Source organism: Klebsiella sp. H-Nf2, from assembly GCF_002806645.1.
In the GTDB taxonomy this organism is placed as follows: Bacteria; Pseudomonadota; Gammaproteobacteria; order Enterobacterales; family Enterobacteriaceae; genus Klebsiella; species Klebsiella variicola.
This window is the reverse complement of sequence record NZ_PIBL01000002.1, coordinates 239,776-260,239: the sequence shown is the minus strand read 5'-3', so window position 1 is coordinate 260,239 and position 20,464 is coordinate 239,776. Positions and strand designations below refer to the sequence as shown.

Sequence of the window (20,464 nt, the reverse complement as noted above, 5' to 3'; positions counted from 1 at the left end):
GCATACGTGTCCTTCACCGCATGGTGAACAGAGGGGTAAGCGTAGCAAGATGAGGCAGCCCGCGCATCTGTGCGCGACGTCGCTGGCGAGATAATGGCAGTGTCGTCATCGGCGGCCTCATATCAGGGAGGAGAAAATTCGCGCAATCATGGCACCTTTCCCGAACAGGCGCAAGATGAAAACCGTATGCACTTATATCACGGATACACAAGCTTTCGCGATGGGTTAACGTCATAATAATGCGGTTATCAGGGATATTTAACAGGAGTCAGCGTGGTTACAGGACCTTTTATTAACGCCAGCGCGGTGCTGGTCGGCGGTGTGCTGGGCGCCTTGCTCAGTCAACGGTTGCCGGAACGGATCCGCACATCAATGACCTCAATTTTTGGCCTGGCGTCATTAGGCATCGGCATTTTACTGGTCATTAAGTGCGCCAATCTGCCGGTGATGGTGCTGTCGACCCTGGTGGGGACGCTGCTCGGCGAAATATGCAATATGGAAAAAGGCATCAATACGCTGGTCAGTAAGCTCCAGCAGTTGCTGTCATCGAAGGGTAAGAAAAAGGCCTCGGCTCATGACTCTTATATTCAGAGCTATGTGGCGATTATCGTCCTGTTCTGCGCCAGCGGCACCGGCGTCTTCGGCGCCATGCGCGAAGGGATGACCGGCGACGCCAGCATTCTGATTGCCAAAGCGTTTCTCGACTTTTTCACCGCCACCATTTTCGCCTGCACCCTGGGCATTGCCGTCGCCGCTATCAGCGTGCCGATGCTGCTCATCCAGCTGACTCTTGCAGCCTGCGCGGCGATCATTATGCCGCTTACCACGCCGATGATGCTGGCGGATTTCAGCGCCGTCGGCGGTATGCTGCTGGTGGCCACCGGGCTGCGCATCTGCGGGATAAAAATGTTTGCGGTGGTGAATATGCTGCCTGCGCTGGTGCTGGCGATGCCAATTTCAGCGGCCTGGACGCTATTTTTTGCCTGAAGACGCGTGCTTTTAGCGCAATGTGGTGATAGATTGTTCAGTCTGCTGCAAAACAGATAAATTTCGTTGACGAGGCGCGGCGATTACGGTTTAATGCGCCCCGTTGCCCGGATAGCTCAGTCGGTAGAGCAGGGGATTGAAAATCCCCGTGTCCTTGGTTCGATTCCGAGTCCGGGCACCACTTATTCAGAGCCGGTTGGTCAGTTTTGCAAGATGCAATCCTGACGGACACGAAGGCGAGCCAGTAAAAACACGATGTAACGCTGTTACTTGTTGTTGAAAATAGGCTCTTGAGAAACAGACTTGTTGTAGCAAGTCTGTTTTTTTTGCGTCTGATATTTACAAGCATCTTTTCAATGTCAAATGATGTCAATATTTGACGCCATTCCTGAAGCCTTCCTCACTACATCAATTCGGTTTCCAATATACCCCGCAGGCTATCAACACTTTCATCAATGTATTCAAGCGTTGATGTAATGCTGACATGACCCAGCAGTTTCTTCACCGCGTAAAATTGCGCTCGGTTGATTTCATCACGTCTGTTGCCGTTGCCACCGTATGGCGGGACCGGTGTGGCGTGATCGTAAACTTATACTCCCGGGATAAACGGCGGAAGAACGCTCTCAGCGGGTACTCGTTCATCACCTCCGGGTACTTACTCTTTCTCATCAGGTCAAACCAACCCACATTGAATACCTGATCACCCGACTCCATCCCAGCCTCACCGGCTTTTCTCACCAGTACCTCCAACGATGGATACAACGACGAGACAATCGGAACCCGATGCTCGCGATGGTTTTTCGCTCCCTCAATGTTCAGGTCAATCCACCGTTCCTCAACAGGCACCATGCCCGGGTTTGTGTCATGCGTATGTGAACCTCCGTCAATGCGATTGCATGTACGAAGGAAGAGTGGCGAAAAGCGTCCTGGCGGGCAGTAAGAAAACAGAAGTGGAATATTGAAAATTATGGAAGGGATAAGGCGTGGCGCAGAATGCGCCATCGGGGTTCTTTGCCACCCCAGCGCAAGCAAGCTTGCTCTCCCGGCAAGGCCCGTCCAAAAGCCAGGAAGACGTACAGGCTTGCTATTCTGATTTTTAGACCGGCTGGATTTAAGTGAGACTCATCGGTAATAACTGAAGGATAGGCTGAAATTAAAAGATATCGTAGCCAACCATAAGACAAAAAACAGCGACCCCGCCTCCTAAATAAGTCAGTATCAGCCGAATCCTCTTTGCAATAACGGAACTGGTATCCGCAGAAAACAAATAGAATAAAATAGTCGTTACTCCAAAAAGCCAACCAAAAACACGGAATAGAGTGCCGATCCCATCATATAAAGACCCATATATTCCCATCATACATTCACCCATTAAATTCCATTTCAATTACAACGTAGATAGGTTTCAGAAGTAAAAAACCGACTTAACGTCGGCTTTTACTGTTCCAGTCGAGACTGGTAACTCTGGCCGGTGTGAAGCTGTCCACATCTAACATAATCAGTATACTTATTAATCACCTTTGTATGAAATGGGTATCTAACCCCACCAATTAGAGAATCAACAAAGTTGAGCAAGGCCGCGAGCGCGGCCTTTAAACTATTTGGAAAGAAGCTCGTATCTGGTCAGGTCGCAGATACCTTCAGAGATCGGTCGTGGCTGGCGTGTTGATTTTGCTGAATTCAACAGCACGTTGAAAACTTCGCCTTTTGAAGCGCTAATCTTCTGGCCTTTTGGGGTAGTGAACGTCACTTTTTTGCCATTACGGCCACGGACCACGCTCTCCGTACTCCCATCCTCATGAACCTGCGTCGTTTCTGGCACCTGGAAAAAAGGGGATTCAGGCGCGACTAATTTTCTCTTTCTCGTCACCATACCTAACTCCTTAGTTCGTCGCGTATGTTGTCTTACATTATCGCTCATAAATCACTCACCATCAACTAAAGCAGCGTCACGCCTGAACCAATCAACCAAGTCTGCCGCCGAACGATAGAGGATATCTCTTGAGCCATCGTCAGTAATATCCAGGAAGCCATGTTCTTCAATGTAATAGGCCGCAACCGCCTGATTAATGGGAAACATCAAACGCACACCCGAGCCTTCCGTTTCCAGAAGAAACAAAACAATGGCATAGAGTGCAAACTTCAACATGTTGCCATCAAGAATAGATGGCTGGATCTGAAAATTCTGCAACATCTCAACATTCAGTACATCATCCCCCGGGCAGTATTCACAGATACATGCACCTGCGGGTCGATGACGGGCATCCAGCAACTTAAAACAAAAATTGAAGGCGTTATCGTCTCGCAGCATCGCACCAATTTGATCCCAAGGGAGTTGTCTTTCCTCAGGCATATTCCGCACAGCGGAAATACACCATTCCAAATCCAGTTCACTCAATAGGCAAGCAACGAGGGGCTTATCAGCCTGTCGGAATAATTCATTTGTTTGCTCGACCGCTACTTCACCAGATTCTCGTATCGTCGGTTCAGGCATTCGCGACTCCATCGCATCAAGAATAAGCCATTATAAATAAATCGATTTTTATACCCTACAAATACTTCTTAAAACTTCCCATCGTCACTGAAATCGCCAGCCCCATCAGCAATGCCGCCGGTAACAGCAACAAGTTCGGATATACCGCGAACGGCGCAGACAGATAGAGCACGCATGGAATATACGCCACAGGCTTCACCACGCGCTTGGCATGATGATAAAGAAAGCTCGACTCATAGACCGCACCGTAGCGACGAAGATCGCGTCGTACCATTCCATCCGCGATCTCCTCAATGGCAACTAGGATAAATAACGGCACCGACAGCACCAGAATGGTGACCCGCATCAGAAAGACCAGCGACACATAAATCGTCGCCATCAGGTATTCATATGCAACCTGTAGCGCCCAGGCATTCCAGGAATTCAGCTCATCCGTAACGCCATTACCGCTTCAAGCAGTCGGTGTCTGAATCGACTGCAACCAGCCCATAAATCCGCTGTTCACAAACAGCCGCTGATAGCCCAGCGCGATCCAGCCCTGTAGGGGAGCGTTATCAGCAACTATTTGGCACAGCCTAAGATTTATATTTTTACAGCATTTAAACTTAAAATAGACATATAAGAAATTATCAAACCTACGTATTTAAAATCAGGTTACTGAATTACCACACCAAACTTTAAATCCACATTTCAATTTAAAATTCAAAGAGGAGTGACGGCTCAGCATTCCACAAGCGAGAGGTTTGTTTTCGCGGCGCTATATGTTGACCGCCTCCACGTACCACAAAGCTATTACCATTTTAGCACCGGCTTTATTGGCAACCTTCAGTAAATACCGCCCCCTCCATCGCCAGCTCGATCTCCTTAACTCTCTTTTCTCCACCTAACCAGTTCCTCTTCAACTACCCCCGCAGGCAAAAACTCTTGCTCCAGACGACCACGCGGTAAGCAGGTTAAGTAGCGATAAAAATCGCCTTCTTCATTAAGCAAACCATCGGGTATGGCTTCCTGTGCTTTTACCGGTTCAGGAACGGCGCTGTGGCTGGCATATTGCTCAAACAACTCACGATTCATGAGGAGAACATCAAGCGTCGGACGACAGCGCCTGGCTCTCGCCAGCATCAGTAGCCCCCAGCTATCCATGTCCCCCCAATAGGCAACGCGTTTTTTATCCAGAACAACGCTGGATAACCATTGCACGTCAAGGCCACACCCTAAAACCGCGATAGTGTCAGATAACTCTGGAAGTTGATGCAGACACTGTTCATTTTCAATCATCAGCACACGCGACGCGGGCAATGTCGTTTCCGCCAGTTCCGCTGTTGTCACCCGGCATTTTGTAAAAGGAAGCAAGCCGGGTGATAGCGGCACAACCAAAACCCAGTGGCTGGACTCATCAAAAGCATCAAGAAAGGTGGTTAACCCCTGCTCGCTGGCTTCGCCGGAAAAACGCACATCCAACAGTCGGGTTAATAACGAAATATTATTCTCAATAAATTTGGTATCCACCCCTTGCCCGGAAAGCAGTCTTAGCGGCAGCCCTTTTGCGCAGCCCGGCTCTAATCGGCTGGCCAGCCTGGCAGCGCTGATGATGTCCTGCGAGCCTTTGTTCCGCCAGAGCGAACGATGACTAACCAACAGCGGATGGAAAATGGGTTCAACCTGCTCAATAATTCCCTCCAGCAAGCGAAATTCCCGGCTTACCGTCGCATCTGCCGCTGCGTTGATCCAGTCAGAAGGGCCATTCATGATCCAGCGCAATGGCATTGATACCGGTCCGTCGCTCGCCCGATAACTGACCTCTTCCCATTCCACACGCCCAACCGCGACTTGCCGCCATAACTGCACGTGTTGTAAAACACGCTGAGGCTGCTCTGCGAATATTTTCGCGGAAGGTTTGCCAATGGTCAGACAGAGCGGCCAGTTACCGGGTGGAAGTAAACGCTCGGCCCGGAGCTTTGCGTTATCCCACTGCCGGGCAAGCTTTTCACGCAGTTCATCAGGAGAATACATTTACGCGTTCTCCCGTCGTCGGGAGTGTTGTTCAAGTTCTTCCCAGCTCAGCGAAGCCATATTTGAATCCTGACCGCGCCGGTGGACGACAATCGCCGACCGGGTATGGTCACGCAACAGGCGCATTTCCTTATTGGGGGTGATAAATACTGCATGTAAGCCAAATTCTCTGAGCGCGGCGATGATTCTGCCCGCCACGGCATGAGAGCTGCGGGAGAATGCTTCATCAAGGACAATAGTGCCGAAAAGCGGATAACGACTCCCCGCAGGACAAAGCGCATAGCTAAGTGATGCGGTCAATACGTAAGACGCGATAATCTCTTTTTCTCCACCGCTACCGCCCTGCGAGCCAGTACGCGACTCAATCACATTACCACTCTGGCGATCCATCACCGACACGGCGAACTCCAGACGAAAACGGGGATCCAGCAGCGCTTTCGCCCCCAGGGTACGGTTTCGTTCACAGGCATCCCGCAGTTGCGCCACCAGCACCTGCAACGCCTTATAATGGCTCTCGCCGTTATCATCAACAAACCGAGCTGCATTTAGCTGACGCTGCGCTTTTTCAAGCGTGCGCAGGCTTTCATGGACAACTTTTTTGGTATCCAGACGCAGGTAACGATCCGGCTGAAAATCGACCCTAAACATGGTTTCATTGAGTTCGCTGAGTCGCGCTTCAATCACCAGCACCTCATGATCGATATGGCTGAGCAGTTGCGTTACGCCGTCGTCAGATGAACGGTTCAAATAGTCAAGAAAGCGGTTGAGCTTTTCTGGCAGGGCTTCTTCGGTCAGTTCCTGCAAACGCTGTAAATAGACAGGAATATCGTCCAAATCAGCCCCTGCCTCAACGAGCGCCCCAGTATCCACACGTTTGGCTTCAGACATACGTTTCGTCAACTCAATGTTCAGTCGATGCAGTTCACCTTTAATACCCTCAATTTCTTGTTGAATTCCCCGCTCATGTTGACGTTCCAGATCGCGAATGTCAGGCAGTTGAACCAGAGCCACCACAGGAAAATGTGACGCGCACAACTCTCGCTCTTCATCCTGCATACCTTGTTGCGCAGTTTGCTGGGCCTTACGTTCTGCTGCCCGGGCTGAGGTGAGTTCTGTATCCAGCCCATTAGTGACTTTATTGGCGGCTCTGAGCTGCTTATCGAGTTCAGATTCAACCGTTTGAGCCTCATCAAGTTTTGCTTTCGCTACACTGGCGTCAGAATCCGGGCGGATCAGATTCTCCAGCCGCTCCCTGAGCGCGTCCAGTTGGCTCTTTGCGCCGGGAACATCGATGCTATCGTAATCAATTTGTTGTATTTTCTGGAATGAAATGGCCTGATTTTGCAAAAACCCCACCTCGCCTTTCGCAAACTCAAACGCTGCGTTTGCGGTTTTAACCTGCTCCTGGAGGGCGGCGATTTCTTTGGCAAGGAAGTTCAGGCGATCGCGGTTATCGAACCCCGTTAGCCAGTCTTCATCAAGACGTTTCTGATCCTGTTTGTCATAGAAACGCTGTTTACCAGACATTAACCCCTGCACCGTCATAGCATGAGGTGTGTCACGCAGTTGTTCAGGGCTGTCAACACAATGCCTGTCGTTCTCGGCCAGTAATGCTTTGACGGCCTCTCGCCACGGATGATCTTTCCACAACAGCTTACGGGTAAAACCATCATCAAAAAACCTAGCGGGAGAGTGCGGTAATTTGACCTCCAGTAGGCGCACGTGCAGACGATTGTTGCGCTGGTTTACCCAGCGAAGCGCTTCCTGAGCAGATTCAGGAGCAACCAGAATACGTAGCCTGTTACTCCCGACAGCGCGCTCAATCGCACCGCGCCATTGCGCCTCTTCCGGTTTAACCTGTATCAGTTCAGCAACGAAAGGCAGTTCAGACTCATCGACGTTCAGCGCTTCTGCCAGCTCGCTGCGAAATGCCTGATAATGGGCGGGAAGGTTAGAATCCGGACGACGCGCGATCTCGGCGCGTTCAGTTTCCCGTTCCCGAAGTTCTTCGGTCATGCGATGGCTGAGCACGCCTTTTTGATACACCTCTTCCTGTTTCAACTTTATATCATCAGCAAACTGCTCACATCGGGCCTCGGCTTCATGCTGATTCGCCTCCAGCTGTGGTTGGCTCAGGTCAGGCGGCAATCCAAGATTGCGGGTCAGCTGTTGATACTGGTGCGCCAGAGTCTCCCGACTGCCGAGCGTTTTTTGCCAGTCCTTGATACGCTCGTTCAGTTCATCAATATTGGCGCCGCCGACCTGGAGATAGCGCTGTAAGCAGTCCGTCACCACTTTTTTCTGCAACTCGAGCTGCGACTGGATCTGTTCTTCGCGAGTCTGTGACTCACCAAGCTCGACTTCAATATGGCTGACCTTTTCTCGCCAGAGCTGGCTTGCCTGTTGTGCAAACCAGATTGGTAACAGCGACTCCAGCGCCTTCCTGTCAGCAAGTTGTTGCTCTTGCTTCTGATACTTATCCCAACTCAGGGCTACAGGTTGCAAGGACTGCTGCTGTTTACGCGCCGTTTCCAGTTCCTGATGGATTTCTGTCAAACCATCAAAACTATTAGCTACTTCCGTCGCGCGATCAAAAGCAGAGTGATCGTCCAGTACCAGCTCGCGGAAAATCTCATCGATACTGTTGAGTTGTTTTAATCCTGCCGCCCGATTTAACAGCGTAAAGGCGTTTTCCCCCACTTCGAAGAAGTCCCGCAGGCGCGCCAGATACTGTTTTTTATTGTTCAGCCAAATCCAGATTCCGGTCGTCTCTTTTTCCATTTGCTTCAACGACCGTGCGCCACCGTCATGCCAGATATTCAGCCAATGATCCAGCGTCTGTGTAGGGTTATCACTAAACACCCAAAGCTTTTTCAAATCTGCCGCGCTGGAACTGGTGGAATCAAACCACAATAGCGCCCCCAGACGTACCTGCTGCCCTTCACGCTCCAGCGTCGCGGCAATGCCGGTCACGGTTTTCCCCGGTCTGGCAATATGCGATTGCCCCTCCCCGCCATCGCCGGGTCCGGATACACCGCGCACGTAGGAGATAAGATCTCTGTCGCTTTCATGCCCCCCGGTTGAGGCCAGGTTGTAACGGGGATTGGCACAGAGTAGCGTCATTAAGGCATCGACCAGCGTCGTTTTTCCGCTTCCGGTTGGACCAATAACGGCGGTACCTTCCTGATGGATTGCTGCCTGATGCAATCCATGAAAACCGCCCCAGTTGAACAACTCGATACGGGTGAGAATAAAGGATTCCTTTCCAGCCAGACGCGCTATTTGATTCATACGTCCTCCTCACTACTCTCCTTTGCTGACGAATCATCCGGGGAAGTTTGTTGCGTAATTTGTTCCCGCAGCCATGCCAGTAATGCCTGAAGATTCATCGGGTCGGCAAGATGAGCAATAATTGGCCGAATCACGATCCGCTCATGCGCATCCGGCGACGTGACCAGCCCATGCCCCTTTAATTGATCCAACAGGGTGAGCAACCGGGTGCGTTCTTTTGATTCGCTGCCCGGATCGCCAAGGTAAATCTGGAGCTGAGGGAGGAGATCGTCGATAGCGATCTGTGCCTGGCTGGCACCAGTTCCACTTTCTTGCTCCCAGGCAACAAAATGCTGGCGTAGTATGGCAACTAATAATGATTGTTCCAGATTAAGCCGTTGCCGCCTCACCAGAGGATGGGACCATTCATCCTGCTCTGGCGTTTCGTCAAGTCTGACTTTGACATACAGCAGGCCGCGGATCTCATCAATGCCGATATCCAGATCAAGAGGTTCCAGAATGCGAGTAACCTCTTCAGGATGGGTCAGTACGACACGGTACAGATTGGGTTTACTGGCCTCTTCCAGCAGGCCGTATTTGAGCAATTCCTGAATCGCTTCGCGTATTTTCTTCAGGGTCCGCGTTTCGCCACTGGCCGCACTGTCTTCAACCAACTCATCAGTAATTTCTTCGTCCGATGTTTCTGGTTCACTACCTGCATTTGCAGCGACGCTCCGGTTAATCAGTTTGTCAAAAAAGCCCGCCATACCTGTTACTCCCAATCGATATCCATTAATGCCTGACTTTCCAGACCGGTCGTGGGCAGATTAAATCGCCAGCGGCGACCTTCCCCATCACTAAGTTCAGTAAATTCGCGCTGTGAATCAATAACCTCAATGCCTGCTTCTCTCGCCATGCCAATCCAGACGGCGAAGGTTTCGAGATCGTGAGCCGGGGGCAACAGCGCCGCCAGTTCAGCCAGACCAACGGGGCGATTTTCTTTTGCCAGAAGCTGCAACGTCTGCTGAATCAACGCCTCACGATCAAGGCCATTGAAAGCATCCCAGAAATCATCGCCAATCTGCGTCAAATCCGCCGCATGATTACTGAGATCCAACGTTTGTTCCGCTTCATCATCCACTTCTTTAAAACGTAAACGCTCAATTGCGGGGACTCCCGTCACCGCCACACCAACGGCAGGAAGCGGAACCTCTTGTTTACGAATCATCTGGCGCTGCCAGTCGAGTTTTAACGCCAGATTCAGAAACTCGTTAAGCAGATGACCAACGCGGTGATGTTCAGCAGCAAGCCCGGTTTTCATAAAGCCGCGGACATCTCGCTCGCTTCGGGCACGAGCCTGGAGTACGGTTTGCGATTCATCGACCAGGCGTTTAACCAGCCAGCGTAAATCATGACGCTGTAGACGGTTAAGCGCATTGGAAGCAGAAGGATGGCTAAGGATTACGCGCAGTCGCTCGCTCATTGCCGTTAACTCAACTGACTGGCGTAGCTGTTGCTGAAAACTGTCGAAGACTCTTCCTTCGGGGGTATTAAGCAGCGCGTCCTGATCGTTAAGCAAGCGTTCTACGATATCGCCGCGATGATACTGCTCACCAATAATGGATTGACGAAGCGCACGGTCGGCCTCACGCCAGGAGTCTTCAACGCGACGAAAGTCAGCCCGCAGGCTGGAAGCTAAATTGAAGACCTCTCGAATATGTTCAACCGCCTGATGCGTTTCCAGCACTTCAATATGCCCGGCTTCCGCCTCCTGTAATTCACGCTCCAGTTCAGCAATACGACGACGTAAGGTTGCAACCCGGTTCGCCGGATTAGGATTAAGCCGGGTTTCCAGGTTTTCAATTTCTCGCTGTACGGTAGACAAACGGGAAGCCGTAGAGGTCATGAAACGATTATCCAGCGACTCAACAAACGTAATCGCAACCTCAAGCGCATCGGTGGCGAAGATACGGCCATCCCGTTCTACAATTAAGCGGCGTTTAATCCATTCCCGCAGTTCACGACTGGCCTGAAGAGAGGGATTGTCCTGATTAATGTCATACTGTTCCTGACTCACATGCTCGATGAGAATGCCGGAAAGAGACTGAATCGCGTCCTCAAGGGGGATACCATCATGAGCTTTTTCAAACAACGTTTTCAGGCAACTCAGCACCAACGGGGCACGGCGGGAAGCCAGAAGTATCCATGCGGGATGCTGGTTTTTGGCTGAAATATAATTTTCCGTACGCTGCCTAGTGTTTTCTTCCATATAGCAGAGCCTTCAAAAAGAGAAGCGAAATGCATAAATCACGATAATTCTACATGGCAGAGTTTTAACCTTTCCAAAGATTATTTTGCGACTTTCATCACAACATTCACTCTACCTACTTTCCGCTATTAATGAGGATTTATAAATACATGAGTTACATTTTTGCATCTGTATAAATGGTTGTATACCGATGCGATCTTATATAGAAATTCGTACAACCATGTGATTATGAAAATTGAAATTTGTCAATACTGTTGATAGAAAAGTACTGTATTTCGAAATGATAAGAAAGTTTATGATATAAATCAGATAACATCTCATAAGCGTGTGGGCTAAAGCATCCCGGTTCCAATTGTTAATGATTATCGTTGAAAAGAATGTAATTTTTTAGTTCTCATTTAATCGTAAATTCATTTTCATAAAGTACAAATAACGATAAAAAACAAATTATTGGTGGCATATTATCTACCATCCAGATATGTCTACTCCTAGCAATGGTCTTTTACTTTTGTGCATCCGGACACTCCATCGAACGACGCTAACACGTGATTTCCCTACTGCGCTTTTCCCCTGGCGAGCCAACTGCCACTTAACGACGAGCACAGGCTGCATTTCCCCATAGAATCTTTTCGAAAATGCATTTTCAGATATCAGATAACACGCTGATTCAAATCGCCATTTTGTCGCTAAAAGCGGCTAAAAACGCTCTTTTCTGGCAATCAATCCGCCCAGGTGGCTACCCTGCTTTCCCTCCAGATGGCCAAATAGCATCTTATATTCCATTTGACGCTAACAGGCAGAGAAATGTTCTTTAAATTACCGTTTTCACAGCTCTACCATGCAAAAATATCTTAAACGAGTGGGTAAATGGTTATGTCACTGTTTCATTCCGTGAGCGACCTGATCGGTCATACTCCCCTGCTCCAGTTGCACAAACTGGATACCGGCCCCTGCAGTCTGTTTTTAAAACTGGAAAATCAGAATCCCGGCGGGTCAATTAAAGATCGCGTTGCGCTGTCGATGATTAATGAAGCCGAGCGCCAGGGAAAACTGGCGCCCGGAGGAACGATAATCGAAGCCACCGCCGGCAACACCGGCCTCGGCCTGGCGCTGATCGCGGCGCAGAAAAATTACCGGCTGATCCTGGTGGTGCCGGACAAAATGAGCCGCGAGAAAATCTTTCACCTGCGGGCGCTGGGCGCGACGGTGCTGCTTACTCGTTCCGACGTCAATAAAGGCCACCCGGCCTATTATCAGGATTATGCCCGCCGCCTTGCCGATGAAACGCCGGGCGCCTTTTATATCGACCAGTTTAATAACGACGCCAATCCGCTGGCCCATTCCACCTCCACCGCGCCGGAGCTTTATCAGCAGCTGGAGGGCGATATTGACGCCGTCGTTGTCGGCGTCGGCTCCGGCGGCACGCTGGGCGGGCTTCAGGCCTGGTTTGCTGAACACTCGCCGAAAACGGAATTTATTCTCGCCGATCCGGCGGGTTCGATCCTTGCCGATCAGGTTGATACCGGTCGCTATGGCGAAACGGGATCCTGGCTGGTCGAAGGGATCGGCGAAGATTTTATCCCGCCGCTGGCCAGGCTGGAGGGGGTGCATACCGCGTATCGCGTCAGCGACCGCGAAGCATTCCAGACTGCGCGCCAGCTGCTGCAGGTCGAGGGCGTGCTGGCCGGCTCCTCCACCGGCACCTTGCTCAGTGCCGCGCTGCGCTACTGTCGGGCACAAAGCCGTCCGAAACGGGTGGTGACCTTCGCCTGCGATAGCGGCAATAAATACCTGTCAAAAATGTTCAACGACGACTGGATGCGCCAGCAAGGACTGATCGCCCGGCCCGAACAGGGCGATCTCAGTGATTTTATCGCCCTGCGTCATGATGAAGGCGCCACCGTCACCGCCGCGCCGGACGACACCCTGGCCGCGGTCTTTGCCCGCATGCGGTTGTATGACATCTCCCAACTGCCGGTGCTGCAGGATGGTCGCGTCGTTGGCATCGTCGATGAGTGGGATTTAATCCGCCACGTACAGGGCGATCGCCAACGCTTCTCCCTGCCGGTCAGCGAAGCGATGAGCCGCCATGTTGAAACCCTCGATAAGCAGGCGCCCGAGAGCGCGCTGCAGGCCATTTTCGATCGCGGCCTGGTAGCGGTGATCACTGATAACGCACGTTTTCTTGGTCTGGTCACCCGTAGCGATGTACTGACCGCCTGGCGTAACCGACTTGCACAATAAGGAATTTTTTATGTCATCTATCCACACCCTGAGCGTACATAGCGGAACCTTCACCGACAGCCACGGCGCAGTGATGCCGCCGATTTATGCTACCTCCACTTTTGCTCAGCCGGCGCCGGGGCAGCATACCGGCTATGAATATTCCCGTAGCGGGAACCCTACCCGCCACGCGCTGGAGACGGCGATAGCCGACCTGGAAAACGGCACGCGCGGCTACGCGTTCGCCTCCGGGCTGGCCGCCATCTCCACCGTACTGGAGCTGCTGGATAAGGACAGTCACCTGGTGGCGGTCGATGATGTGTATGGCGGTACTTACCGCCTGCTGGAAAACGTTCGCCGCCGTAGCGCTGGTCTGCAGGTGAGCTGGGTGAAACCCGACGACCTGAAGGGGATTGAAGCGGCGATCCGCCCCGATACGCGCATGATCTGGGTGGAAACGCCCACCAACCCGCTGCTGAAGCTGGCGGATCTCAGCGCCATCGCCGCCATCGCGCGACGCCATAACCTGATCAGCGTCGCCGATAACACCTTCGCCTCGCCGGCGATCCATCGCCCGCTGGAGCATGGGTTTGATATTGTGGTGCACTCCGCGACCAAGTACCTCAACGGCCATTCCGATGTCGTCGCCGGCCTGGCAGTGGTTGGCAATAACTCCGACCTCGCGGAAAAGCTTGGCTATCTGCAGAATGCGGTAGGCGGTGTACTCGACCCGTTCAGCAGCTTCCTGACGCTACGTGGTATCCGTACCCTGGCGCTGCGGATGGAGCGCCACAGCGCGAACGCGCTGCAGCTCGCCGAATGGCTGGAACAGCAGCCGGAAGTGGAGCGAGTCTGGTTCCCCTGGCTGGCCTCGCACCCGCATCATCAGCTGGCGCGCCAGCAAATGGCGCTGCCCGGCGGCATGATTTCGGTGGTGGTGAAGGGCGATGAAGGTTACGCCGAGCGCATCATCAGCAAGCTGCGCTGGTTTACGCTTGCGGAGAGCCTGGGCGGCGTGGAGAGTCTGGTGAGCCAGCCCTTCAGCATGACCCATGCCTCGATCCCGCTGGAGAAACGTCTGGCGAACGGCATCACGCCCCAGCTGATCCGCCTGTCGGTGGGGATCGAAGATCCCAACGATCTGATTGCCGACTGGCAGCAGGCGCTGCGGGAGGAGTGATTATTCCGACGCGCGGGTCATTGTCAGCGCGTCGGCCATTCCCTGCTGAAGATGGGCGATAAACTGCGTCAGCTTCGGCAGGGGCCGACGATCCTGGCGCCAGAGCAGATGCACGGGTCTCGGCTGCGGGGTCCATGCCTCCAGCACCCGCATCAGACTGCCGCTGGCCAGCGCATCGGCCAGTAGCACCTCCGGCTGCATCAGCAGCCCGGCCCCGGCGATCGCCGCCTGGCGCAGCGCGTAGCCATCATTGCAGCGTAAAATCGCATCGCGTTTCCAGCGCACTTCCCCCTCCATGCCCGGCAGCCGCCACTCGTTGCGGGCGGTCCAGACCGTATGGGACAGGCAGAGATGATCGGCGAGATCCTCTGGCGTCCCGGGGGTCCCGTAACGCGCCAGATAAGCCGGCGCGGCGCAGATCACCATCCGATACGGCGCCAGATAGCGGGCCACCAGATCCTCCTGATGGATCTCGCCAATGCGGATCGCCAGATCGACCCCCTCATCCACCAGATCGACCATCCGGTTAGTCAGATCAAGCTCCACCCGGACCGCAGGCCAGGCCTGCAGGAAGGTGGCGGTCAGGGGCGCGATCACGCTGGCGCCAAACGAGGTGGGGGCGCTCACTCGCAGAGTGCCGGCGGGCGCCAGCCGTAGCCGCTCGACCGCGCTTTCGGCGATGGAGACCTGCTCCATCACCCGTTTCGCTTCGTCAAAATAGACCCGCCCGGCGTCGGTGAGGCTCTGGCGTCGGGTGTTACGCTCCAGCAGACGCGTCGCCAGCTGGCTTTCCAGCTGGGCGATATATTTCCCGACCATCACCGCCGACAGCCCCAGGCGCGACGCCGCCCCGGTAAAGCTGCCACACTCCACCACGGCAATAAACGTCTCCATCCCTCGTAACTTATCCATATTGCTAACCTCTGGTTAGTAATGTTCTAACTTTTAGCCAGTTTATCCGATATTAGTTTTATTAAAGAATAGCCTCTCACCTCATCAGGAGACAGCCATGAAAATTATCGTTATCGGTGCCAGCGGCACCATCGGTCGTGCGGTCAGCGAAGAGCTGAGCCAGAGACATGACGTTATTCGCGTCGGCCGCACCCGGGGGGATTATCAGGTGGATATCACCTCGCAGGAGAGCGTCCAGGCGCTGTTTGCCCAAACGGGCGAAGTAGATGCGATTGTCTCCACCACCGGCAATCTGCACTTTGGGCCGTTAAGCGCCATGACCGACAGCCAGTTCAACCTCGGGCTGCAGGACAAGCTGCTGGGGCAAATTCGCCTGGCGCTGATCGGGCAGCATTTCCTGCGTGACGGCGGGTCGATTACCCTGGTCAGCGGTATTGTCGCCCAGGAGCCCATTGCTCAGGGGGTCAATGCCACGACGGTCAACGCCGGTCTGGAAGGCTTTGTGCGCGCCGCCGCCTGCGAACTGCCGCGCGGGATCCGCATCAATCTCATCAGCCCCACCGTGCTCAGCGAGTCGCTGGCGGCCTACGGCGACTTTTTCCCGGGCTTTGCCAGCGTCCCCGCCGCCGCTGTGGCGCAGGCCTATCGTCGCAGCATTGAAGGCGTTCAGACCGGCCGCATCTACCCGGTCGGCTACTAGCCTGTGCCGGCCCGCCGGGGCCGGCGCTTACATCAGGCCGTCATTGCAGGTACACTGACGGCTGATTGTCTCCGGCCGAAAAACTGATGTTGAAAAAATTACCTTTTATTATCCCGCTTTTGGCGCTTATCGCGCTGCTGGTCTGGTGGTTCACCCCGCATTACACCGCAGATGAAGAAGCCTACTACCGGGCAGTCTTTTGCATGATCGATCATGACGACAGCCGCCAGTTCCTCCACGATATGCAAAATATCGTCGAAGGGGGAAATTCTGACTATGCATTGCATAAAACCCATTACCTGCCGGCGCTGGGGCAGCGGATGCTGGACACCTGGCGCCAGCTCAGCGCGCAGGAGCAGCAAACACTGAGCGAAGATCGGCAGCGCTGTGGCGAGATATTGCGCGAAAAACAGCAGGGAAAATCATCCTGATGGGTGGCGAAATCGCAGTATATCTTCAGCGTCGAATGAGATTGTGCTGTTGATGACCAGATGACTGCCACAAAACCCCCCGCCCTTGCGAGGCCGCGATATGACGTTTTTTTCTGCAGCGACATACTATAAAAAGTAGTTGATCTGGTACGAACTAACTCTTATTTTGCTTCTCAGTTTTCAAAATGAGATAAAACTGATGCCAGTCATTATTGCCAGTAGTATTAAAGAAGCCAAAGCGTTGATTAACGGTGGGAAATACAGAGAAATTATTCTCAACTTCGATATTGATGCCGATGACTTTTTCTCTCTCGCCAGCCATTCTGCTGGGACAAAAATCTCCATCTCCGACCGAAACGATCGCTCTCCGGTAAACTCAGAAAAATAATTAACCCGCGAGGGACGTTTATGTGGTTGTTTATTGGCACCTTTGCGGTTGCTTTTCTCGCATCGCTGATGCTGGTCTGGCTGGATGACCGGATCGCCGAAACAGATTGATCCTGGGGCTGGACGCTAACGTCAGTTCCTCTCGCTCTCGTCGCGAAGGGCTGTGCGCCGTCGTTAAGCGGCGCACAGCAGAGTCGTTACAGGGAGGCCGCCAGCCGCTCTACGGCCGTCAGCAACCCGGCCTCAGACACCGTGGAGTAGGAGAGACGCAGAGTACGGGTATCCGGCTTATCGTGATAGAACGCTTCACCAGGAACGTAGACCACGCCGTTTTCCAGCGTTTTCTTCATCCATTCCATGGTATCGAACGGATAGCGGAAACGCGCCCACAGGAACATGCCACCCTGCGGGCGGCTGAATTCCAGGTGCTCGCCAAGGCGGCTTTCCAGCGCGTCGGCCAGCGCCACACACTTCTTGCGGTAGTCTTCGCGAATCAACGCGATCTGGTTCTCCAGCCGGTTCATGCCGAGGTACTCCGCGGTAATCACCTGCGACAGCATATTGGTATGCAGATCCGCCGCCTGCTTCACGATCACCGTCTGCTGAGCCAGCCAGTCCGGCATCACGACCCAACCGATGCGCATCCCCGGCGCGAGGATCTTCGAAAAGGTCGAGGTGTAGACCACCTGATCTTCACAGCCCAGCTCAACCGCGTGCTGATAGAGCGGGCGTCGAACGGCGTCAGTGAAGCTAATTTCGCCATAGGGATCGTCTTCCAGAATGACGAAGTCATATTTTTTCGCCAGCTCAACCAGCCGGCGACGACGCGTCTCGCTCAGCGTTTTGCCGCCGGGGTTGCCGAACGTCGGCACCAGATAAACGGCTTTGACGCGGGTGGTCTCCAGCAGGTCGGCCAGCTGATCCACCAGCATCCCGTCATCATCGGTGTCGACGCTGAGGATATTGGCCTGCGCCAGCTGAAACACCTGCAGCGCCGCCAGATAGGTGGGACGTTCAACGACGACTGTGTCGCCCGGATCGAGCAGCGTACGGGCAACGATATCCAGCGATTGCTGCGAGCCGGAGGTGATATAGACCTGGGCGGGAGAACAGGTCACGCCACGGGCGTGGCAGATTTCACTCACCGCCTGACGTAGCGGCGGGTAGCCCTCCGTCAGACCGTACTGGAATGCGTCATGAAAACGTTCGCTCATCACCTTCTGCACCGCCAGCTCCAGGCCTGCGGTATCAAACAGTTCCGGGGCCGGAATGCCGCCGCCAAGCGAGATCACGCCGGGCAGTTTACTGTGCTTGAGAAGTTCGCGGACGGCGGAGGGCTTGAGTTCACCCGCGCGGGCGGCGAGACGCCGATCGTGCATACTATTTTCCTTTTCTGTCTTGTTGTTGTGTTAATTATCTTCGCTTCGTTGCAGGTGTTCCCCGGCGGCGCGTACCATGCCGGGGCTATCCTTTTCAGTACGTTGTCATCCGGACCGGGGTAAGCCGCTATCCGGGTTGCGTACATCACGCTTTGTCTTTCAATACGACAAGCGGCTCGATATCGCTCTCTTTTTTCACCACCAGCGACGTATCGCCGCGCAGACAGGTACCGCCGTAATTACCGCCAACGGTAAACGTGCACACCTGAATGTACTTACCGTCGACTTTCGGCAAGCACCACAGCTGCTGGTAGATATTCTTGCGATCGACAAACTGGCCGCTGGTCTTATCCAGAACCTCATCCTGAGGACCGATCAAATCGATATTGTTCCCGCAGCGTCCGGAAATGGGCTTAACCGCGTAGCCGGTTTTCGCCAGCTCGTCGTTAACCACAAAATCGGTATCCAGCAGATAGCGATGATGCGGGAACAGCGACCACAGCACCGGCAGAATCGCTTTGTTGCCCGGGATCACCGTCCACAGGGGTTCGAATACCAATACTTCAGGACGCAGCAGGACGTCAATCAGTCGCACCTCATTCTGCGGATGTCCGGTACGAATCGGCACCGCCGCGTACTCATCAGCGCTGACTTCGCGCACCTGCTCAATGGCGGTTTCCCATGCCCAGGTTTTCCAGACGCAGTTGACCAGCCGCCCGTCAGCGTCAATCAGCTGGCCGGCAGCATCCCAGCGCAGCTCATCAAGGCCAAAGAGAATTTTGCTCTCAAAACCGGCCTGGGTCAGCGAACGCTGGATAAATTTCGCGTGGTAATTCTCTTCCAGATCTTTGTCCTGCATGATGTGCACGAAAGGCCGCGCCCGGCTGTGTTTCCACGCCCCCGCCAGCTCATCGAGCAGACCTTCCGCCGGATTGTGGCCGGTGCCGTAGTAGCCCTGCTTCAGCCACTGCTCAAGGATCAGCCCGCCTTCGGTATGGCAGGAGGCGGAGTCGGCATTGTACTCGTACACCTTCAGCCCGCGCTCGTCCATGCAGAAATCCATGCGCCCGGTGATCATATGATGACGACGGCGCTGCCAGGAGAGACGCAGACGCGGCCAGAGGATTTTCGGGATATCAAACAGCGCCAGCAGGTTATCATCCTTCATCACCTTATCGGTGGCGTGCAGATACATCAGGTGCAGCTCGTTAGTCGCTTTGATCAGCTCCTGTTCGGCGCTTTCGCTGATGGTGAAATACTGGTAGGGATCCTGGTTGATGAAATGGCCGTTGGCCGCCACGTAGGCTTTCTGCAGCGGATCTTTCTCGTTCAGCCATTTGCCGCGGAACTGGCCGTTGTTCGGCAGCCGCGCGCCTTTGATCGCCATCGCCTCACCCGGCAGCACCGGCTGCGGCAGGCTGTGTTCGGTATCGGCGGTCTGGATCATCCAGCCTAAAATTTCGGTATCGGCAAAGGTATCTTTGATGGTGTACTGGCCGGCGTTGACCTCGAGGGTCAGCTCGCGGGTCCACTGCTGGCCCTGCGGCAGCGGCGAGTGAATGACGTTCTGTTCGGCGATACGCACTTTATTGCCGACAAGCTGGGTGATCACCGCGACGTGGCCGGTGTGCTTAAACTCGCCTCCCTTCTGCCAGATCAGTAACGAACCGGCGATGGGCGGACGGCGGGAACCGTTGGCGAAGGCCTGCAGCGGCAGAATATTGTCATTGACCACTTCACGCAGGAAACGCAGGGAGAAGATTTCATACGCCATCCCCACATCGGTAAAGACAAACCCGTAGGTCAGGAACAGAAAGCGGCGTGCAAACTCGACGCACTGCCATTTATGTCCCATATACTCATTATCGATGTAGCTGCGAAAGGTCGCGTCATCCGGGTAGTCTTGCGGATTTAAGCTACTGTAATTCGATGAATAAATCGCTACGCCGCCGGGCGCGTAGCCTAACAATGTCCCAAACGGGGCGTCACTGCTTGTCGATCCTTTGCTCATTTAGCCTGACCTCAAATTAATGCAGCCCGGGCAGTTGGCGAAACAAAACTCCCTCTTCTTATCCTGCCGCAGGCACTTACCAGACAGAGGTGTAACGATGATACCACTCATTCGTTTCGCTAATCGTGCCGTTAAGGAAAATAACCCTGCAGCCGGAAGCAAAAGTGATATCGTTATCGGTGATATAACAAAAAAACAACGCAACATC

General features: G+C 53.6%; 17 protein-coding genes, 1 tRNA gene and 2 pseudogenes. 7 read left to right on the top strand and 13 right to left on the bottom strand.

Annotation, left to right across the window (positions count from 1 at the left end):
• The first annotated feature begins 273 nt into the window (after positions 1–273).
• Both CWM58_RS07955 and CWM58_RS07950 read left to right on the top strand, forming a co-directional pair.
• A complete protein-coding gene (locus tag CWM58_RS07955) occupies positions 274–987 on the top strand; it encodes a DUF554 domain-containing protein (protein WP_061153321.1) in 714 nt (237 codons plus the stop codon).
• A 105-nt stretch (positions 988–1,092) separates the two neighbouring features.
• A tRNA-Phe gene (locus CWM58_RS07950) sits at positions 1,093–1,168 on the top strand.
• 320 nt (positions 1,169–1,488) lie between these two features.
• Here the strand turns inward: CWM58_RS07950 and CWM58_RS29235 are convergent.
• From CWM58_RS29235 to CWM58_RS07905, 9 genes and pseudogenes are all read right to left on the bottom strand, one after another.
• Positions 1,489–1,989, bottom strand: coding sequence for a site-specific integrase (locus CWM58_RS29235; protein WP_227509574.1), 501 nt, complete (start codon positions 1,987–1,989; stop codon positions 1,489–1,491).
• A 595-nt stretch (positions 1,990–2,584) separates the two neighbouring features.
• Positions 2,585–2,860 (bottom strand): hypothetical protein, encoded by a 276-nt coding sequence (locus CWM58_RS07935; protein ID WP_023323268.1) that lies wholly within the window; start codon positions 2,858–2,860, stop codon positions 2,585–2,587.
• A 51-nt stretch (positions 2,861–2,911) separates the two neighbouring features.
• The gene (locus CWM58_RS07930) at positions 2,912–3,481 is read right to left on the bottom strand and encodes a hypothetical protein (RefSeq protein ID WP_227520706.1); all 570 of its coding nucleotides are present in this window, start codon (positions 3,479–3,481) and stop codon (positions 2,912–2,914) included.
• 55 nt (positions 3,482–3,536) lie between these two features.
• Positions 3,537–4,016, bottom strand: a pseudogene (locus CWM58_RS07925) (TIGR03747 family integrating conjugative element membrane protein); the annotation flags it as partial.
• Between the two features lie 329 nt (positions 4,017–4,345).
• Positions 4,346–5,494, bottom strand: coding sequence for a DUF3322 domain-containing protein (locus CWM58_RS07920; RefSeq protein ID WP_061153318.1), 1,149 nt, complete (start codon positions 5,492–5,494; stop codon positions 4,346–4,348).
• The gene (locus CWM58_RS29475; protein WP_319826644.1) at positions 5,495–6,841 is read right to left on the bottom strand and encodes an SbcC/MukB-like Walker B domain-containing protein; all 1,347 of its coding nucleotides are present in this window, start codon (positions 6,839–6,841) and stop codon (positions 5,495–5,497) included. It lies immediately after the preceding gene.
• A 1,740-nt stretch (positions 6,842–8,581) separates the two neighbouring features.
• Positions 8,582–8,785: pseudogene (locus tag CWM58_RS29470) on the bottom strand (ATP-binding protein); the annotation flags it as partial.
• Positions 8,782–9,531 carry a DUF4194 domain-containing protein gene (locus CWM58_RS07910; RefSeq protein WP_077274660.1) on the bottom strand — a complete coding sequence of 250 codons (750 nt, stop codon included), beginning with the start codon at positions 9,529–9,531 and terminating at the stop codon, positions 8,782–8,784. The pseudogene CWM58_RS29470 and the gene CWM58_RS07910, both read right to left, overlap by 4 nt.
• Positions 9,532–9,536: 5 nt before the next feature.
• Positions 9,537–11,033, bottom strand: a complete 1,497-nt coding sequence (locus CWM58_RS07905) for a DUF3375 domain-containing protein (RefSeq protein ID WP_100680692.1) — start codon at positions 11,031–11,033, stop codon at positions 9,537–9,539.
• A gap of 867 nt (positions 11,034–11,900) precedes the next feature.
• Between CWM58_RS07905 and CWM58_RS07900 the strand changes: the two genes are divergently transcribed.
• Together CWM58_RS07900 and CWM58_RS07895 are read left to right on the top strand one after the other, a co-directional pair.
• Positions 11,901–13,277, top strand: a complete 1,377-nt coding sequence (locus CWM58_RS07900) for a pyridoxal-phosphate dependent enzyme (RefSeq protein ID WP_165785748.1) — start codon at positions 11,901–11,903, stop codon at positions 13,275–13,277.
• Positions 13,278–13,287: 10 nt separating this feature from the next.
• Positions 13,288–14,436: a trans-sulfuration enzyme family protein gene (locus CWM58_RS07895; protein ID WP_100680691.1), complete on the top strand. Its 1,149-nt coding sequence runs from the start codon at positions 13,288–13,290 to the stop codon at positions 14,434–14,436.
• On the opposite strand, the gene CWM58_RS07890 is transcribed toward CWM58_RS07895, so the two are convergent.
• Positions 14,437–15,348, bottom strand: coding sequence for a LysR family transcriptional regulator (locus CWM58_RS07890; protein WP_100680690.1), 912 nt, complete (start codon positions 15,346–15,348; stop codon positions 14,437–14,439).
• 97 nt (positions 15,349–15,445) lie between these two features.
• Here CWM58_RS07890 and CWM58_RS07885 point away from each other — a divergent pair, with 97 nt between their 5' ends.
• The 3 genes from CWM58_RS07885 (at position 15,446) to CWM58_RS07875 (ending at position 16,867) form a co-directional block, all read left to right on the top strand.
• Complete coding sequence (locus tag CWM58_RS07885) at positions 15,446–16,048, top strand: short chain dehydrogenase (RefSeq protein ID WP_100680689.1); 603 nt, start codon at positions 15,446–15,448, stop codon at positions 16,046–16,048.
• An 86-nt stretch (positions 16,049–16,134) separates the two neighbouring features.
• The gene (locus CWM58_RS07880; protein WP_032733813.1) at positions 16,135–16,479 is read left to right on the top strand and encodes a hypothetical protein; all 345 of its coding nucleotides are present in this window, start codon (positions 16,135–16,137) and stop codon (positions 16,477–16,479) included.
• 199 nt (positions 16,480–16,678) lie between these two features.
• Positions 16,679–16,867: a hypothetical protein gene (locus CWM58_RS07875; protein ID WP_032733814.1), complete on the top strand. Its 189-nt coding sequence runs from the start codon at positions 16,679–16,681 to the stop codon at positions 16,865–16,867.
• 196 nt (positions 16,868–17,063) lie between these two features.
• Here the strand turns inward: CWM58_RS07875 and CWM58_RS07870 are convergent, their stop codons facing one another.
• From CWM58_RS07870 to CWM58_RS28480, 3 genes are all read right to left on the bottom strand, one after another.
• Complete coding sequence (locus CWM58_RS07870; protein ID WP_100680688.1) at positions 17,064–18,245, bottom strand: PLP-dependent aminotransferase family protein; 1,182 nt, start codon at positions 18,243–18,245, stop codon at positions 17,064–17,066.
• 145 nt (positions 18,246–18,390) lie between these two features.
• The gene (gss, locus tag CWM58_RS07865) at positions 18,391–20,256 is read right to left on the bottom strand and encodes a bifunctional glutathionylspermidine amidase/synthase (RefSeq protein ID WP_100680687.1); all 1,866 of its coding nucleotides are present in this window, start codon (positions 20,254–20,256) and stop codon (positions 18,391–18,393) included.
• A 76-nt stretch (positions 20,257–20,332) separates the two neighbouring features.
• Entirely contained in the window at positions 20,333–20,455 is a 123-nt protein-coding gene (locus CWM58_RS28480) for a hypothetical protein (RefSeq protein WP_046881918.1), read from the bottom strand.
• Positions 20,456–20,464: the final 9 nt, after the last annotated feature.

Coding starts and splice junctions, on each gene's coding strand:
- CWM58_RS07885 (WP_100680689.1), top strand. CDS start 15,446: ATGAAAATTATCGTTATCGGTGCCAGCGGCACCATCGGTCGTGCGGTC.
- CWM58_RS07920 (WP_061153318.1), bottom strand. CDS start 5,494: ATGTATTCTCCTGATGAACTGCGTGAAAAGCTTGCCCGGCAGTGGGAT.
- CWM58_RS07910 (WP_077274660.1), bottom strand. CDS start 9,531: ATGGCGGGCTTTTTTGACAAACTGATTAACCGGAGCGTCGCTGCAAAT.
- CWM58_RS07900 (WP_165785748.1), top strand. CDS start 11,901: ATGGTTATGTCACTGTTTCATTCCGTGAGCGACCTGATCGGTCATACT.
- CWM58_RS07870 (WP_100680688.1), bottom strand. CDS start 18,245: ATGCACGATCGGCGTCTCGCCGCCCGCGCGGGTGAACTCAAGCCCTCC.
- CWM58_RS07875 (WP_032733814.1), top strand. CDS start 16,679: ATGCCAGTCATTATTGCCAGTAGTATTAAAGAAGCCAAAGCGTTGATT.
- CWM58_RS07905 (WP_100680692.1), bottom strand. CDS start 11,033: ATGGAAGAAAACACTAGGCAGCGTACGGAAAATTATATTTCAGCCAAA.
- CWM58_RS07930 (WP_227520706.1), bottom strand. CDS start 3,481: ATGCCTGAACCGACGATACGAGAATCTGGTGAAGTAGCGGTCGAGCAA.
- gss (WP_100680687.1), bottom strand. CDS start 20,256: ATGAGCAAAGGATCGACAAGCAGTGACGCCCCGTTTGGGACATTGTTA.
- CWM58_RS07880 (WP_032733813.1), top strand. CDS start 16,135: ATGTTGAAAAAATTACCTTTTATTATCCCGCTTTTGGCGCTTATCGCG.
- CWM58_RS07890 (WP_100680690.1), bottom strand. CDS start 15,348: ATGGATAAGTTACGAGGGATGGAGACGTTTATTGCCGTGGTGGAGTGT.
- CWM58_RS07895 (WP_100680691.1), top strand. CDS start 13,288: ATGTCATCTATCCACACCCTGAGCGTACATAGCGGAACCTTCACCGAC.
- CWM58_RS29235 (WP_227509574.1), bottom strand. CDS start 1,989: ATGGCGCATTCTGCGCCACGCCTTATCCCTTCCATAATTTTCAATATT.
- CWM58_RS07935 (WP_023323268.1), bottom strand. CDS start 2,860: ATGGTGACGAGAAAGAGAAAATTAGTCGCGCCTGAATCCCCTTTTTTC.